This is a genomic window from Catelliglobosispora koreensis DSM 44566 (genome assembly GCF_000379685.1).
Classification (GTDB): domain Bacteria; phylum Actinomycetota; class Actinomycetes; order Mycobacteriales; family Micromonosporaceae; genus Catelliglobosispora; species Catelliglobosispora koreensis.
Genome location: NZ_KB903272.1, coordinates 1 through 14,990, shown reverse-complemented (window position 1 = coordinate 14,990; position 14,990 = coordinate 1). Strand labels below are relative to the sequence as shown.

At 63.2% G+C, this 14,990-nt stretch carries 13 protein-coding genes and 1 tRNA gene; 4 read left to right on the top strand and 10 right to left on the bottom strand.

What is annotated here, in order from left to right:
- Position 1 precedes the first annotated feature (1 nt).
- From A3E1_RS0122735 to argS, 3 genes are read right to left on the bottom strand one after another with little or no spacing between them, the layout of a single operon-like run.
- Complete coding sequence (locus A3E1_RS0122735; protein WP_169454441.1) at positions 2 to 1,279, bottom strand: homoserine dehydrogenase; 1,278 nt, start codon at positions 1,277 to 1,279, stop codon at positions 2 to 4.
- Positions 1,280 to 1,281: 2 nt separating this feature from the next.
- Positions 1,282 to 2,661: a diaminopimelate decarboxylase gene (lysA, locus tag A3E1_RS0122730; protein ID WP_026208729.1), complete on the bottom strand. Its 1,380-nt coding sequence runs from the start codon at positions 2,659 to 2,661 to the stop codon at positions 1,282 to 1,284.
- Positions 2,662 to 2,669: 8 nt separating this feature from the next.
- Complete coding sequence (argS, locus tag A3E1_RS0122725) at positions 2,670 to 4,316, bottom strand: arginine--tRNA ligase (RefSeq protein ID WP_020523084.1); 1,647 nt, start codon at positions 4,314 to 4,316, stop codon at positions 2,670 to 2,672.
- Between the two features lie 84 nt (positions 4,317 to 4,400).
- On the opposite strand from argS, the gene A3E1_RS0122720 reads away from it, so the two are divergent.
- From A3E1_RS0122720 to A3E1_RS0122710, 3 genes are all read left to right on the top strand, one after another.
- Positions 4,401 to 5,195, top strand: coding sequence for a DUF3105 domain-containing protein (locus A3E1_RS0122720; RefSeq protein ID WP_020523083.1), 795 nt, complete (start codon positions 4,401 to 4,403; stop codon positions 5,193 to 5,195).
- Positions 5,179 to 5,802 (top strand): DUF305 domain-containing protein, encoded by a 624-nt coding sequence (locus A3E1_RS0122715; RefSeq protein WP_020523082.1) that lies wholly within the window; start codon positions 5,179 to 5,181, stop codon positions 5,800 to 5,802. Before A3E1_RS0122720 ends, A3E1_RS0122715 begins: the two co-directional genes overlap by 17 nt.
- A 49-nt stretch (positions 5,803 to 5,851) precedes the next feature.
- Positions 5,852 to 5,926 (top strand) — tRNA-Arg (locus tag A3E1_RS0122710).
- 245 nt (positions 5,927 to 6,171) lie between these two features.
- Here the strand turns inward: A3E1_RS0122710 and A3E1_RS0122705 are convergent.
- Positions 6,172 to 6,627: a hypothetical protein gene (locus A3E1_RS0122705; protein WP_020523081.1), complete on the bottom strand. Its 456-nt coding sequence runs from the start codon at positions 6,625 to 6,627 to the stop codon at positions 6,172 to 6,174.
- 583 nt (positions 6,628 to 7,210) lie between these two features.
- On the opposite strand from A3E1_RS0122705, the gene A3E1_RS48000 reads away from it, so the two are divergent.
- The gene (locus tag A3E1_RS48000; RefSeq protein WP_020523080.1) at positions 7,211 to 7,522 is read left to right on the top strand and encodes a hypothetical protein; all 312 of its coding nucleotides are present in this window, start codon (positions 7,211 to 7,213) and stop codon (positions 7,520 to 7,522) included.
- A 1,045-nt stretch (positions 7,523 to 8,567) separates the two neighbouring features.
- On the opposite strand, the gene A3E1_RS0122685 is transcribed toward A3E1_RS48000, so the two are convergent.
- The 6 genes from A3E1_RS0122685 to A3E1_RS0122650 all read right to left on the bottom strand — a co-directional run bounded on the left by A3E1_RS0122685 (position 8,568) and on the right by A3E1_RS0122650 (position 14,772).
- On the bottom strand, positions 8,568 to 9,968 hold the full coding sequence (locus tag A3E1_RS0122685; RefSeq protein ID WP_020523077.1) for a tyrosine-type recombinase/integrase: 1,401 nt from the start codon (positions 9,966 to 9,968) through the stop codon (positions 8,568 to 8,570).
- The gene (locus tag A3E1_RS0122680) at positions 9,965 to 10,207 is read right to left on the bottom strand and encodes a helix-turn-helix transcriptional regulator (protein WP_157631692.1); all 243 of its coding nucleotides are present in this window, start codon (positions 10,205 to 10,207) and stop codon (positions 9,965 to 9,967) included. The genes A3E1_RS0122685 and A3E1_RS0122680 overlap by 4 nt, the downstream gene beginning before the upstream one ends.
- A gap of 201 nt (positions 10,208 to 10,408) precedes the next feature.
- The gene (locus tag A3E1_RS41580; RefSeq protein WP_020523075.1) at positions 10,409 to 11,701 is read right to left on the bottom strand and encodes a DUF3631 domain-containing protein; all 1,293 of its coding nucleotides are present in this window, start codon (positions 11,699 to 11,701) and stop codon (positions 10,409 to 10,411) included.
- Positions 11,698 to 12,585, bottom strand: a complete 888-nt coding sequence (locus tag A3E1_RS0122665; RefSeq protein WP_020523074.1) for a bifunctional DNA primase/polymerase — start codon at positions 12,583 to 12,585, stop codon at positions 11,698 to 11,700. Before A3E1_RS0122665 ends, A3E1_RS41580 begins: the two co-directional genes overlap by 4 nt.
- Before the next feature lie 50 nt (positions 12,586 to 12,635).
- On the bottom strand, positions 12,636 to 13,850 hold the full coding sequence (locus tag A3E1_RS0122660) for a hypothetical protein (protein ID WP_020523073.1): 1,215 nt from the start codon (positions 13,848 to 13,850) through the stop codon (positions 12,636 to 12,638).
- Between the two features lie 568 nt (positions 13,851 to 14,418).
- Positions 14,419 to 14,772: a hypothetical protein gene (locus A3E1_RS0122650; protein WP_020520052.1), complete on the bottom strand. Its 354-nt coding sequence runs from the start codon at positions 14,770 to 14,772 to the stop codon at positions 14,419 to 14,421.
- Between the last annotated feature and the right edge of the window lie 218 nt (positions 14,773 to 14,990).

Sequence of the window (14,990 nt, the reverse complement as noted above, 5' to 3'; positions counted from 1 at the left end):
GTCAATCTCCTTCAACGCGTAAAACGCTCGCGATGGACCGGACGAAGTCGAGTGACCTCAATTCCGAAACCGTCGCCGCAAGAGCCGAGTCTGCTGCCGCGTGGGTAACGATGACAAGGACCGCATCGTCACCGCGACCGGATTGATTCACGGTCGCGATCGAGACATCGTGTTTGGCGAATACGCCTGCCACTGCTGCCAGCACACCTGCACGATCCGCTACGTCCAGAGAGATGTGGTAGCGGGTGCGCACCAATCCCATAGGGCGGACAGGCAAGTCGGCGTAAACCGATTCGCTGGCCGACCGCACACCGGCCAGCCGGTTGCGGCCGACGGCGACGAGGTCGCCGAGCACGGCACTCGCTGTGGGGGCACCACCGGCGCCACGGCCGTAGAACATCAGCTGCCCGGCCGCTTCGGCTTCCACGAACACGGCATTGAACGCATCACCAACGCTGGCCAGGGGATGCGAGCGCGGGATCATCGCCGGGTGCACACGCACCGAGATGCCGCCATCTTCCGTGCGGGCCGCGATGCACAAGAGCTTGATGATGCAGCCCATCGCCTTGGCGCTGGCCACGTCATTGGCCGACACCTCGGTGATGCCTTCGCGGTAGACGTCCTCTGCTCGTACTCGCGTGTGGAAAGCAAGGGACGCAAGGATCGCGGCCTTGGCCGCGGCGTCGAAGCCCTCCACATCGGCGGTCGGGTCTGGCTCGGCGTAGCCGAGAACCGTTGCCTCATCAAGGGCTTCGCTGTAGCCGGCACCCGTGCTGTCCATTGCGGACAGAATGAAGTTGGTCGTTCCGTTGACGATTCCGGTGACCTGCTGAATGCGGTCGCCGTGCAGCGATTCGCGCAGCGGGCGCAGAAGTGGGATAGCGCCAGCGACGGCGGCTTCGTAGTAGAGGTCCGCTCCGCCTTCGGCCGCGGCGTCGTGCAGCGTTCCGCCGTCCTCAGCGAGCAAGGCCTTGTTGCCAGTGATGACGCTCTTGCCATTACGCAGAGCCTCGACGAGCCAGGTTCGGGCTGGCTCGATGCCTCCGACGACCTCGATGACCACATCCACGTCGTCGCGCTTGACCAGGCCAAGGGCATCCGTCGTCAGCAGCTCCGTGGGGACCCCGGGCCGGACACGGTTGGGCCGCCGCACGGCGATCCCGACCAGCTCCACCGGCGCACCAATGCGCGCTTCGAGATCGCCAGCCTGCTCATGCAGAAGCCTGACCACCTCGGCGCCCACCGTGCCGCACCCGAGCAACGCAACTTTGAGAGCCATGCTCACCCCACATCTAGCGCAAGGAGGTCGTCTTCGGTCTCCCTGCGGACAATCACGCGTGCTTGCCCGTCTCGTACCGCGATCACCGGTGGCCTCGGCACATGGTTGTAATTGCTGGCCATGCTCCGGCAATAGGCACCGGTGCCGGGGACCGCAAGAAGATCTCCTGTTTTAGTGTCGGCGGGCAGGAATTCATCCTTCACTACCACGTCCCCGGACTCACAATGTTTTCCCACCACGCGGGCGAGCATGGGATCAGCATCACTCGTCCGGGAGGCGATCGTCGCCGAGTAGGAAGCGTCGTAGAGCGCGGTGCGGATGTTGTCGCTCATGCCTCCATCGACGCTGACATAAGTGCGGATGCCATCGAGCGGCTTGACCGTGCCGACCTCGTAGAGCGTGAACATGGACGGCCCAACGATCGCCCGGCCTGGCTCGACGCTCAGGTGCGGAACATTCAGCTGCAGGGCGTCGCACTCATCTTTAACGATCTTGAACATGCGCCGGGCGAGATCGTCAGCCGGGGACGGGTCGTCCTGGCTGGTGTAGGCGATGCCGAAACCGCCGCCGAGATCCATCTCGGGCAGCTCGACGCCCAGCTCGTCCTTGACCTGCTTGTGCAGCTTGAGCAGACGCCGCGCACTGATCTCAAAGCCCGAGGCGTCAAAGATCTGCGAGCCGATGTGTGAGTGGAAGCCTTTGAGGGTCAGCTTGCCGTCACGGATGATCTTCGCGGCCGCCTTGAACGCGGTGCCATCGGCCAAGCCGAAGCCGAACTTCTGATCCTCGTGCGCGGTCGCGATGAACTCGTGCGTGTGCGCCTCGACGCCAACGGTCACCCGGACCATGACGTCGACGTTCTTACCTATTTTGTAGAGTCGCTCGATTTCATCGAAGGAGTCGACGATGATGCGGCCTATTCCTGCGTCGACGGCCCTTTGGAGTTCGGCCATCGACTTGTTGTTGCCGTGGAAGCCAATGCGCTGAGGTTCCATCCCGGCTTGCAGAGCCGTGCTCAGTTCACCGCCCGTGCACACATCCAGGCTCAAGCCTTCCTCAACGAGGATGCGCACAATCGCCTTACACAGGAACGCTTTTCCGGCGTAGTAAACGTCGGCGCCCTTGAATGCCGCTTTGAACGCGCGGCACCTGGCCCGGAAGTCGTCCTCGTCGAAGATGTAAGCAGGCGTGCCGAACTGTTCCTTCAGCTCAGTGGCTTTCACGCCACCGGCTTCCAGTACCCCATCGGATCCTTTGTGGACAGTGAGGGGCCATAAAGACTTCAAAAGAGCATTGACATCAATGGGGGTACGCAGCCAAGCCGGCCCTCGATACCCAAAGTCACCGTGAATAGCTCCGGCTTCGTGCGCGCGCCCGGCCATGGAACCTCTTACATCCTTTCAGGGGCAGATACGCCGAGGAGCCCGAGGCCGTTGACCATGACGGTCCGTGTGGCGTCGTTGAGCCATAGGCGAGCGACGTGAGTCTCACTGATCGTCTCGTCGCCGTAGGGCAGCACCCGGCAGTTTTCATAGAAGCGGTGGTAGTCCCCGGAGAGGTCTTCCAGGTACCGGGCGATGTGGTGTGGCTCGCGCAGTTTGGCGGCCTTCTCAACCACGGCTGGATAGTCACCGAGCCGCTTGAGCAGGTCCAGCTCCTTGGGATGGGAGAGCTTCGCGGGATCAAACGCATGGGTGTCGCGTGTGAGGTCCACGTCCTTGGCGTTACGCGCGACACCAGCTGTCCGCGCGGCAACGTATTGCACGTAGTAAACGGGATTGTCCTTAGTGGCCCGTGTCCACAGTTCGATGTCGATGTCGATCGGGGAGTCACTGCTGTAGCGCGCTAGGGCATAGCGGCTCGCGTCCACACCGATCGCCTCGACGATGTCTTCCATCGTCACGACCGTGCCCGCGCGCTTGCTCATGCGCAGCGGCTGACCGTCTCGTACCAGGTTGACCATCTGTCCAATGAGGATCTCAAGGTTCGTGTCGGGGTCGTCGCCGAAGCACGCGGCCATCGCCCGCATCCGGCCCACGTAACCGTGGTGATCGGCGCCAAGCATGATGACGACCTTGTCGGCGCCGCGTTCCCGCTTGTCGAGGTAATACGCACAGTCAGCCGCGAAATAAGTCCAGTCGCCGTCGCTCTTGCGCAGCACGCGATCCTTGTCGTCGCCGAAGTCGGTGGTGCGCAGCCAAACCGCGCCATCCTTGTGCTCCAGGTGACCCTGCTTTTCCAAGCGGTTCAGCGCCAGGTCGAGCTCGCCCTTCGTGTGCAGATCCTTCTCGTTGAAATACACGTCGAAGTGCGTGCCGAACTCGTTGAGCGATTCTTTGATCTGCTGGAACATCAACTCCACGCCCTCGCGGCGGAAAGTCTCCTGGTCACTCGCGCCCGGGTGGTTCGCCATGATCGTGGCGGCGATCTCGTTGATGTAGGCACCGCCGTAGCCGTCTTCGGGGGCGGGCTCATTGTTGGCAGCCGCCAGAAGTGACCGTGCGAACCGGTCGATCTGACCGCCGGCATCGTTGAAGTAGTACTCCGTCGTCACGTCAGCGCCGGCGGCTTTGAGCACCCGCGCCAGCGCGTCACCGACCGCCGCCCAGCGCACGCCGCCGAGGTGAATGGGGCCGGTGGGGTTCGCGGAGACGAACTCAAGGTTCATCTTGATGTTGCTCAGGCTCGTGGAGTGGCCATAGCTCGAGCCTTGCGTCACGACTGTATGGGCGAGCTGGCCCGCGGCCGACGCCTCCACGCGGATGTTCAGGAAGCCCGGTCCAGCGATCTCCACCGATGCGACACCTGTGACTTTGCTGAGTTCTTCGGCTATTGCCGCAGCTAGGTCCCGTGGATTGGCGGCACCGGCCTTCTTCCACACTTGCATCGCAAGATTTGTCGCGTAATCTCCGTGCTCAGGATTGCGCGGACGCTCGACTGTCGCTGCCTGCGGCAGGGCCGCCAGGTCAAGATCTCTGGCGGTAAATACCGTGCGGGCGGCAGACAGGACGGCGTCAGCGAGATTCTCCGGAGTCACCTCGCCATGATAAAGCGGGGTAGACTGCGTCTCTGCGCCCGGTAACGGACGTACCCACACCCCTCGATGTGACGGACGACAACCATGAGCATCAGCACGCCAAGCGGCGATGAGAAGAGCCCCGGCTCGGTGAAGGTCACCGGCAAGCCCGCGGCCAAACCAGGCGCTAAGCCGGCCACCCCTAGTGGCAAGGGCAAGAGCACCGGCGGCCCTCGCAAACCGATCGCACCGGTCAAGGTCTCCCAGGATCGCAACTGGGGCCCGATCGCGATGTTCGCCGCTGTCGGCGTGATCTTCGTCGTGATCGTCGGCTGGGGTGTCTGGGCCGCCTGGGGTCCCGACGGCGCTTCCGTCCCGTGGCAGACCAAGATCTCACGGGTTGACGGCGTTCAGACTTTTGACGTCAAGTGCAAGGAAACGAGCTGCCACATCTATGGGCCGCTCGCTTACGAGCAGTCTCCGCCGGTGGGTGGTGACCACACCCCGATCTGGCAGCAGTGCATGGGCAACATCTACACGGAGCAGATTCCGAAGGAACACGCCATGCACAGCCTTGAGCACGGCGCCGTGTGGGTGGCTTACCGCCCCGACCTTCCGGCCGATCAGGTCGAAGCGCTGAAGAAGCAGGTCACGGGCAAGGGTTACACGATGCTCAGCCCCTACCCCGGCCTCGACAAAGCCGTCTCCCTGCAGGCTTGGGGATACCAGCTCAAGCTCGACGACCCCAACGACGGCCGCATCACAGACTTCATCAATGCCCTGGCTAAGAACGCCACCAAGGAGCCCAACGCCACCTGTGGTGGCGGTGTGACCGCGGTCGGCGACAAGCCGCTGACCGAAGAGCAGATCCAGGCGAAGTTCGGTGGCCAGCAGCAATAAACTAGACCCGCGTTCGTGGCCCGGCCTGGCGATCTTCCTGGTCGCCGGGCTGGTGCTAGGGCTGACCGCGGGTCTAGTTCTTACCCGGGACAACAACCCTGGCGACACCTCAGCCGAGGCAGGCTTCGCCCGCGACATGGCCATGCATCACGCCCAGGCCGTGGCCATGGGCATGATCGCCTACCAGCACGGCTTCGACGGCGAGATCCGCGTCATGGGTGGCGACATCGCGCTCACCCAGCAAGGCCAGATCGGCCGCATGAACCAGTGGCTCGAGCAGTGGGGTCTCGGCCAAAACAGCACTCAGGCCGCGATGTCATGGATGCCAGCTGGCATGGGCTCCCTCGAAAACGGCCTCATGCCCGGCATGGCGACCCAAGCCGAGATGGACGCCCTCGAGAAGGCCACCGGCACCGAAGTCGACCGGCTCTTCCTCGAGATGATGATCAAACACCACCTCGGCGGCGTCCACATGGTCGACGGTGTGCTGAAACTCTCCAACGACCCAGACGTGGTCGCCCTGGCCAGCACCATGAAGGCGAACCAGCAGGCCGAAATCACCTATATGCAGGAGTTGCAGAAAAAGCTCCCCCGCAAGACCGGGTAACCCATTTCGGCTTCGGTCGACCGGGCTGATAGTCTTTCCCGGTCGCTGAGCCCCCGTAGCTCAGGGGATAGAGCACCGCCCTCCGGAGGCGGGGGCGCAGGTTCGAATCCTGCCGGGGGCACCAATCCGAGAAATCTACTGAACAGGCAAGATGAAGCCACCGGCCAGCCAAAACGGCTAGCGGGGCTTAATTCATGTGTCCGGCTGTGTCCGGCTAATCCTGGTGATCACCGGCCGGTTTTACCGAGGACGTACCGATTCTCCATTCGGCCATCCGATGCGGAGGAAACAATGAAGCGGGTGTTCGCCAAGAACCTCGGGCCGCAGCGGCGGCCTGAAGTCTCAGCGAGACCTCAGGCCGCACGGCCGCTATCGGCCGCCCTTACGGCGTCCGCCTCTGCGTTTTGGCTCACGCCTGCGCTTCGGCATTTCCACGGCGATGACGCGCCGCTCGTTCACCTCAAGCCGCCTACCGGCACGCTCTTCTGCCTTCATCATCCTGAGTGTCACGAAGAGCGTGACCGCGGCGATGATGCCGGCTAGGGAGAAGAGCACGGCGTAAGCGGGCCATGCGTCGGGGCTGAAGCTCGCGACCGCGACGCCTGTCAACGTCACGAAGGCTGTAAACGCCAACCCAAAGATGATTACCGCCGTCGACGGCGGGATCGTGCTGTTGTCATAGCGCAGGAAGAACCTCTTCCCCCAAGCTACGACGAGCGCCGCTTTCCCCCCGTCGCGGACCGACGGATCCGGCTGGATCTCGGTGGCTGTCAGGTCCATCTGGACCGGGTCGCCACCCGACCTACCGGGGTTAACCGGTTGCATGGGCATAAATCCTTTCGCCCAAGAAACGAAGGGTATTCTCCTCGACCGTCGTTGTGGCCGGTACATTTTCTAGGCGCACTCAGATACAGCTTTCAGAGGTATTTCGTGAAGACCGTACCAGACGGAAACCCGACGACAGGCAACAGGGTTTCGGCGCGCCGCCGTGTTGCTTTCGCCACCGCACCGCGTCAAGCAGTTGACACGTGTTACCGTAGTAGCTACAAATAACCAGTTCGACGCTCGCGTTAGGTACGGCAATTACCCATACCGAGCTAACAGATCAAGAGTGTCTAGACCGAAACGAGACCGACATGCGGCTTACCCCCGGCTGGAACCGGGGATCAGCCGCCACGCTGCTCACGATGTGGCCACAGCATGAGCAGCCAAGGCAGCACCCGGGCGGCCAACCTGGGTTCTGCCAGGAGATCCCACAACGAGACAACCCTGCCCGCCGTAACTGCGGATCCAGATACCGATCGCCACAGCGAATCGCGACGCTGCGGATGCTGGATATCGCGGTTGCACTCCCGACGCTGTAGTGCTGCGTCGCAACCACGGAGTGCACCTGAAAGGACACCCATCCATGCTGGCTACACCTGCTGAAGCCAAACGACGCAATGCAGAGGAGCTACATCCGGAAACCCCGCCTCCCTCGGCGAACGGCAACGAAGGCACAAAGACTGGCGGCCAGCTAACCAAGGTCACAGTCAACCTGGTGCCGCGTGCAGTCGCCGCGCTCGATGAGGTAGCCGCGATCACTCACGATACGAAAACCGAGGCCATCAACCGGTCGCTGCAGCTGTATGCCTACCTGCAGAAAATGATCGAAGAGGGTTATTCCGTGTGCCTGATGGACCCCGAGGAAAAGACGGTTGTCCAGCTGCAACTGTTCTAAGGACTCGTGAAAGCGAAGTTGTAACTCTGTCCCGAAAAACCACGGGCCCACCACTCTTGCCGGAGTGGTGGGCCGCAGGCATGCGCCGGTATAACGCGTTTACACCGCATGCCTCGCCACTGCCTCCGGCTGACCACGATCGGCGGTCGCCTTCGTCTTCACAACTGGCGCCTGCTCCCCAGCCTCAGCTGCCCTCTAAATAGGAGCGTTCTGTGGCGAGACATTATCCCGTGGCACAAACCAATTCACCCGCCACGCCTTGGAGGATTCGCCGCAGCGTGCGAATACGCACTCTCTGGGCAAGCAACGGCCCGTCGACGCCGTCGCGCACCCGGTCTACTTTGCCAGGGTTCCATTCCTTCGCAGCGCTGTGCAGGAACAAACTTGCAGCACAATCACCGCCGATCCGGTCGACCGCATGCGAGTCTGCCGCGACCGCGCAAGCGCATCGCAGAATGCTCGATGCCACTGCCGCTAGGGCATCCCGTTGAGCCGGCATGGAAGCCCGCTCCGTCCACATTGGACAGAGCGGGCATCTCCACTTATCGCCGCGGCTTGCGGTACTGGCGGACCAGCTTTACCGCACCGTCGCGGGTCATCGGAACCGAGCGCCGCCTCGCAGCGGACATTACGTCAACCACCAACTGCACCTCGGTCTTGTGGCTCCCCCGCGCCACAACGAGAGCTACATCCTGCGAGAGCAAGCGGAACTTCGCATTGAGCTGTGCGTTCAGCTGGCTCATGCCGCTGTCATTGGTAATGAAGCTCGACAACGTCTACCCCCAAGATGTTGAACATGAAAGTTTCTTGATCACGGTGACACGGTTCCATCCACATTGGCAACGCCCCCGACATCCTCGGGCGAGTCACGACGTAAGCGGCCATGTCCTGCACGCCCGGCAAGCACTGCGTCAATCTCGTCCATTCGGGACGGTGTGGAGAGTGCAAAGGCGAAGCCGAAGCCAAGCGCGGCACCTGCGCCGAACGCGGCGACAGCGAACCGGGCCGAGAAGCATTGCTGCAAGACGGTCCTGGCAAACCCACGTCATCGTTCAATAGCGACTGATGGCCCGGGACCGTTGCCCAGCGCGTCCTGAACGCGCTTTCGCAGTAACTCGGCGCCCCCGTCTAGACACTTCGCGTAGGTCTTGAGCAGGATCTCTACCGAGTGGCCAGCCCACTTAGCAACGTCAGCTGGCGGAACGCCCGCGTTGAGCCACGTCGAGACAGCTGCGTGCCGCAGGTCGTAAGGGGTCGCAGCCAAGGGCGAGGCGAGCACGGCCGGGGCGAAAGTCGCTTTACGCGCCTCCCGCCATGCCCGATTGATCGTGCCCTTCGGCAGCTCTTCTTGGTTTCGCTCGCCCCGGAACAACCGGCCGTCTGAGGTAGTTCCGAAGGTTTTCATGTGCTGATGGAGCAGCGCGGTCAGCTCGGGCGGGCACGGCACGGTGCGGACCTCTCCTACCGCGCGTTGCTTGAGCTGGCGCCGGTCGCGGTTCTTTCCGTTGTCGGTCCATTCCTTGCCCGCGAACGGCTCTGCAACTTCCAGGTACAGCTCACCCCACCCGTCAGCAGGTAGAGAGAGGTTGTGTTTAGCCAGGCTCACTGCCTCCTCCGGCCGCAAGGCGGCGAAGTAGAGGCATCCGAAGAATGCCTCTACCCTTGGGCCGATCCGTCCGTAGTGGCGTACGGCCCTGAGGAGGGTACGAGCCTGCGTCGGATTGGCAACTGATCGCCGGTCCACCGTGTGGCTCACCTTCGGCGCTGTCCACTTGAGCGCCGGAATCGGGTTTGCTGACAAGGCTTTCAGCTCGCGTACGGCGTACTCAACTGCGGTATTGAGGATCTTCCGGTGACGACTGACCACGCTAGATGCTGTTGGGCTTCCGTCGAGGTTCTTAGTCAGCCCGTCCAGGACTCCCCTTAACACCTCTGGCATGCTGATTGCGGACACCTTGCGGGTGTTCCTCTCGATCCAGCGAATAGTGCTCACGACATTTGCCGGACAGCTGGCCGAGTCCCGTTTGACCTTGTTGAACGCCCAGCGATTCAAGGCGTGCCGGATAAGCTTTTCATCGGGCTTGCCCTTGTCTGTGGTGAACATCCTCACGGTCACCCGAGTCAGCGCCTCTGCAACCGTGCGGCGGGTCGTGCCCGCCGCACCATCCCATTTCGTATCAACAAACTTGCAGGCGAACGCGTACCAGTTGAGGTCGACCGCTGCTCGCTGCATGGATAGCGGGAGTCCACTGTCCACATAGAATGCTTCACCCTTGCGGGCAGCTGTCAGCAGCTCAGAGCGGAAGCTCTCCGCAAGGGCACTGGTCTTAAACTTCTCCTTATGCCGTTGTCCCGCAACGGCCCACTGGACCCAGTAGGTTGTTTTGGTCTTGCCTCGGTAGACGTCGGTCTTCCATATCTGCACGTCAAAGCTGGTTTTGCTCACGCTGCACTCTCCGCAAGGGTTTCGAGCCAGAGTTCGTAATCGATCCGGCGAATCCGCAGCTCCCCGTTGGGAAGCTTGATTGACGGGGGCGACTTCTTTTTGGTTCTCCAGTCGTAATAGGTGGAGCGGGAGATCCCGAGATCCGCGCAGAGTTCTTCGATGGTCATATATGTGCGGCTGAGTGTCGTTTTTGGACGACTTCCTGCCGGGCGATCTCGGGTCTGGGTTGCGCTTGCCATGATGGCGCTACTCCTTTGCCTGGATTGAGGTTTGGGAGTGGCCCTGGCGCACGATTGCGGCCTTGCGCCAGGGCCGTTTGAGGTGGCCTGCGGTGACCCGCTGAGAGCGTTTCCAAGCCAAGATCTGCGCCATCCGTGACGGGAACTTAGGCGCGGTCCCGGATACAGGCGTTCACTGTCTGATTTGGATGGTCGATCGGGCTATTCGGTGGGGCCGACGAGACGCAGTTTCGGGTAGCCGTTTTTGTGTCCCTGTCCCGGAACCAGGGGGGTAGCCGTACCAGCCGTACCAGCCGTATCAATGCTGGTCAGCCCTGGTACGGGATCTTGAGTGGTACGGCTTGAGCCGTACCAGTTTTCCAGCCGTACCGCCTGTGAGCTGGGCTGGTACGGCTGGTACGGCTGGTACGGGTTACCCGGGGGTGAGTCGTCTTCGGGCGGGCAGTAGCGGCTCCAGGCGTCGCCGAAATCGGCGCCCCGGTAGCCCTTGGCTTGCCCGATCGGTGAGGGAAACCGGATGGTGGTGCTGCTGATATCGAACTCGCGCAAAGCGGTGGCGAGTTTGATCGGGGTGAGGTCTGCCCATGGTGCTTCCGGGTCTGCTTTGAGCCGGTCGATTAGCGTGGCGGTGGGCAGCATGTCGTCTGCGCCGAACGCGGTGCGGCAGTCAGCCAGAAGCCTTGTGCGGTCGGTGTTCATGGAGACGCTTTCTGCCTCCCCGGTAAGGAAGACAGCGGCTCGCCGTGCCCGTGCGGGCCACAGTCCGCCAGCGATGTCCGCTACCGCGATCAGTGGTTCCCAGGTGTCGGCGGCCCGGTCCTCGACCGGCATTTCCGGTTCGTAGTCCTCCAGTTCGGCGAGGTGCCCGGCTAGCCAGGCGGTGAGTTCTCTGCCGAGCTTGACCAAGATCGGGCGGTCGCGTTTGATCCGCCACGGGGCGACCTTTTCGCCTTTGGCGCGGCGGCGCATGCGGATGATGGCGGCCCGGTCCTCGATGGTGTCGGGCATCATGCCGATACCGGCCATCGCGGCCATACAGAAGGTTTCGAGGCACTCGACTTCTTTGGTGTTGGCGTCGTAGCGGCGTACCGGTTTGCCGCGCTGGTGCCCGGCGTTGAGGATGCCGCGCAGATCGTCGTTGTCCCCGGGTTTGGTGAAGATGGTGTCTGCCTCATCAATGAGCAGGGTCAGCGGATCACCTTGGCCGATCATGCGGTAGATCGCGGCGGTGCTGGTGTTGACCGTCATCATCGGGTTGAAACTGGCCGCATCCACCACATCCAGCAAACGCGACTTGCCGCACCGCTTTTCCGGCGCGCGGATCACCAGGCGCGGCGCGTACTGCCAGGCCGCCTGGGCGTGGGTCGCGGCGATCCACAACGTGACCGCATCGGCCGACTCCGGGTTGGGCAGGACCACATACCGCAGGATCGCGGCGTGTACCCGGTCGAGCAGTTCGGCACCATCTACATCGGGCGGTGGCTTTCGGGTCATAGGGTTACTCCTTCGTCTCGGAAGCCGCCGCTGATCGCGGCGCGGGAGTCTCGTTCGGTCTGGCCTGCGGCCAGCCCCACTGCCATGAGGGCAGCTTGTGCGTCGGCGGGGCTGATTGCCCCGCTGGCGGCCATGCGTGCGACCCCACGGCTTGCGCCGTAGAGCGTGGTGCGGCGCTTGCCTTCCGGTGCGTTGCGCACGGTCGCCAGGTGCGCTTCGAGCAGGGCGGCCGGTGATGAGATGCCCCCGGCGCGGGCCAATCTGGGCTTGGGAGCTGGGGCGAGTGCCGGGTTCGCCGCGGTGACTGCTGGAGTCAGTGCCGTGCGCAGCGCGAGGGGCATCTCACTAACAGGTGTGGACTCATCAGCCCACACATACGGCTGCCGCGTGTGCGGGTGGATCGAGGGTGGCGCGATGACGTATCCACCATCGGCTTTGATGTCGATGCCGGGGCCGAGAACGTTTGGCCCGGAAGGGATCTTCGTGTGCGGGCCGGGGTGGCGGTAGTACAGGTGCAGGCCGCCGGAGCCGGTCGCGGCAAACCGGGTAGGCGGTAAGAGTCCTTGTGCTACCAGTGTTTTGATGGTTTGACTGCCTCCGTTGCGGGGGTCTACATCGACCACCACCAGCCCTGAAGGTGCTCCGGTGCGGATGGCGAGCATGCCGTTTGGCTCCATCGCGAGCATGCGCACGATGGCTTTCGGGTCGCGGGTCGCGGCGTAAAACCCGTGGCAGGTAAGGCACCGGCAGCCCTGTGGATCGTGCTGTTTGGGGTCTGCGGCGCGGCACGGCGGGCAGTTGGCTACGGGCCGTTTGTTACGGCCGAGAATGAAGACTGGCCATTCGGCGGCGTAGCGAAGCGCAGCCGCCTTAAGTGAGTGCACCGCAGGTGCCCCCTTTCAGCTCTTCGTGTGTGGGACCGGCGCGAGCCGGGTCAGGTCTGGTTGCGGTCCGGCGCGATCAGCGAACGCCGGTTCTTCTCTAGGGCTTCTTCAAGCGCGGCAACGGCTTTGGTGACGGCGCGGCGGATGTCAAACCATCCCTCTTCAAGCTCGTGCCGGAACCCGGTCAGGTTCCGCACGCTGCTGATCAGCCGGTAGTTGCGGGTCTGTCCGTGCTCAAAATCGCTGAGGATGGCCTGCAGGCGTTCCTGTTCGCGTGCTGGTTCACGCCGTACGCACGGGATGGCGTGCAGGTCTTTCATGAGTTGCCGCAACGGTTCCGGGGTTACAGCGGGCACGTCCGGCACGGGGCTGTTTGGTGCGTCGAGCCGTTGGATGCATTCGTCCATGACCCTGCGGGCGCGGGTGCTTTCGGGCAGCCGGTTACGCAGCCCTTTGAGCTGGTCTAGTGCTTCTTGGCTGCTGGTGTGGCCTTTGACGGGGCCGGTGGCGATACGGCCAATGACGTTTGCCAGCGGCTCGCCATCAATGTCGAGTCGGCGGTCGTGGCCCATAGCGGCTAGGGCCTGGCCGATCTCTCCGTCTTCGTGGAAGCAGATATCGCTGCCGCTCGTGGGGAACTCCCATGCGTTGGGTAGCAGCGGTTTGTCCGACATCCGTCCAGCGGTGACCGTGGCACTGGTGCGGCGGGCGGCGGGTGAGCGGCTGAAGCGGTAGGCCTCAAGGTTGGCGATGAGGTCGGCCTTGTTCTGGTTACCGGGTGCGAAGCCGATGTTTCGGCTGACCTCGCGCAGATGCTTGAGCGTCATCGCCTGAACTTGTTGTGGGGTAGGGAAATCGGCGGGCAGCCCGCTTGCCGCGCTTCGTGCAGAGCTGATCGCAGCGGTGGCCTGGCCTGGCTGTCCGAAGAATCCGGGCGGTGTGGGCTGGCGTACGCCGGATTCAGCGGTGGCCAGGTGTGCGGTGTAGAGGGTTTCGAAGGTGTTGCGGGCTTCCTGTAACGCGATAGAGGCGTTGAAGATCTCAAGGACCGCGCCGGGCAGGTACTCAAGCACCCGGTCGTCGAGGTTCTCTTCGCTGAGCGCAGCAATGTAGTCCTCTGCGGCGGTGGCTATCGCGTTCATGCCGCTGGCGAGGCCTTGCAGCTGCCCGATTAGCTCCCATGCGGTGTGCGGGGTGAGGCCGGACGCCGATAGGGCGTGTGCGGCGTCCAGAAGCGGCCGGTTTGGCCTGGCGGTTTCAGTCACAGCTGTGTCCTTAGGTCGGATGAGCGCAGGCTGTGCAGGTTGCGGCGCAACGTGAAATGCCCATGGAGTTGCTGGGCCATGTCGGCTTTCGTGCCTTTCAAACCGTCGTAGCCGTAGGCGGTGGCTACGTCTTTGAGCTGCTTGAGGGTCATCGCGGCCAGCTGCTCCCGCGTGGGGTAGCTAGCCGTGTTCGCTGTGTGGCTTGCTGCTTGACCAGCGCGCGCCTTGGCTGCGAAGAAGCCGTTTGGGCGTGGCTGGCGTACCCCGGATTCGGCGGCCTCGAAGTGCGCGGCGTAGACGGTGCGCAGGTTTTTCGCGGCGAACTGGAACGCCGCGCTTGCGGCGTAGAAGCATTCGGCCGCATCTTCGATGTGGTAGATCACGCGCGGATCGATGCCGGTGCCGAGGTTTTCGGCGTAGCGGTAAGTCGCCTTAGCGAACGCTTCCGCGCCTTGGCTCAGCCCGCATAGCTGCGTGTCCAGATGCCATGCGGTGACGGGGCGGAGGTCGGCGGCTGNTAGGTGNNGGGCGGCGTCCAGGAGTGCNACGGCGCCNGTGTTGGTGTCGCTCATGCGTGGTTGGTGTCCTTTCCTGGTCGGAGTACGCGGTCGAAAACGGTGTGGGTGACGGCGATGAGGTGGCGGCACTGTGCTTGGGCGATGGGCTCGTGTGGGTCTAGCGCGGTGACGGTGCGGATTTCGACCCAGCCGCCACGGGCGTTGTGGTAACGGGTGGCGATCAGGGTGCCGTGGCTGGTTTTCCAGCGTTCCGGTTCGGAGACGTGCTCGCCCCCGGTGATGTGCGCGGCGGTGCAGCGGTGATCGCGTGCGCACCACGGCGGGTGCCCGCCCGCCCATGGCACAGTCTGATCAGGTGCTGTCTGTCCAATGTGCTTAGTGGTGCGTGGGGTGAGCGCGGTCATGCGTAACCTCCGTGTGGTCACGTTGCGTATACGGGCGGGGCGGGTTACGCGGGCGTCTCACGCGTCTCACGGGTGCGCCAAATAGCGCCCATACGCGGGCGCGTACGCGGGTGGTGAGACGGTGAGACGAGACGGTGAGACGGCTACGCAGCGTGAGATTCGCTGACCGCCTTGAGCTGGTACAGCTGGCGTCCCTTGTCGCGGGTGCGGGTGACGTG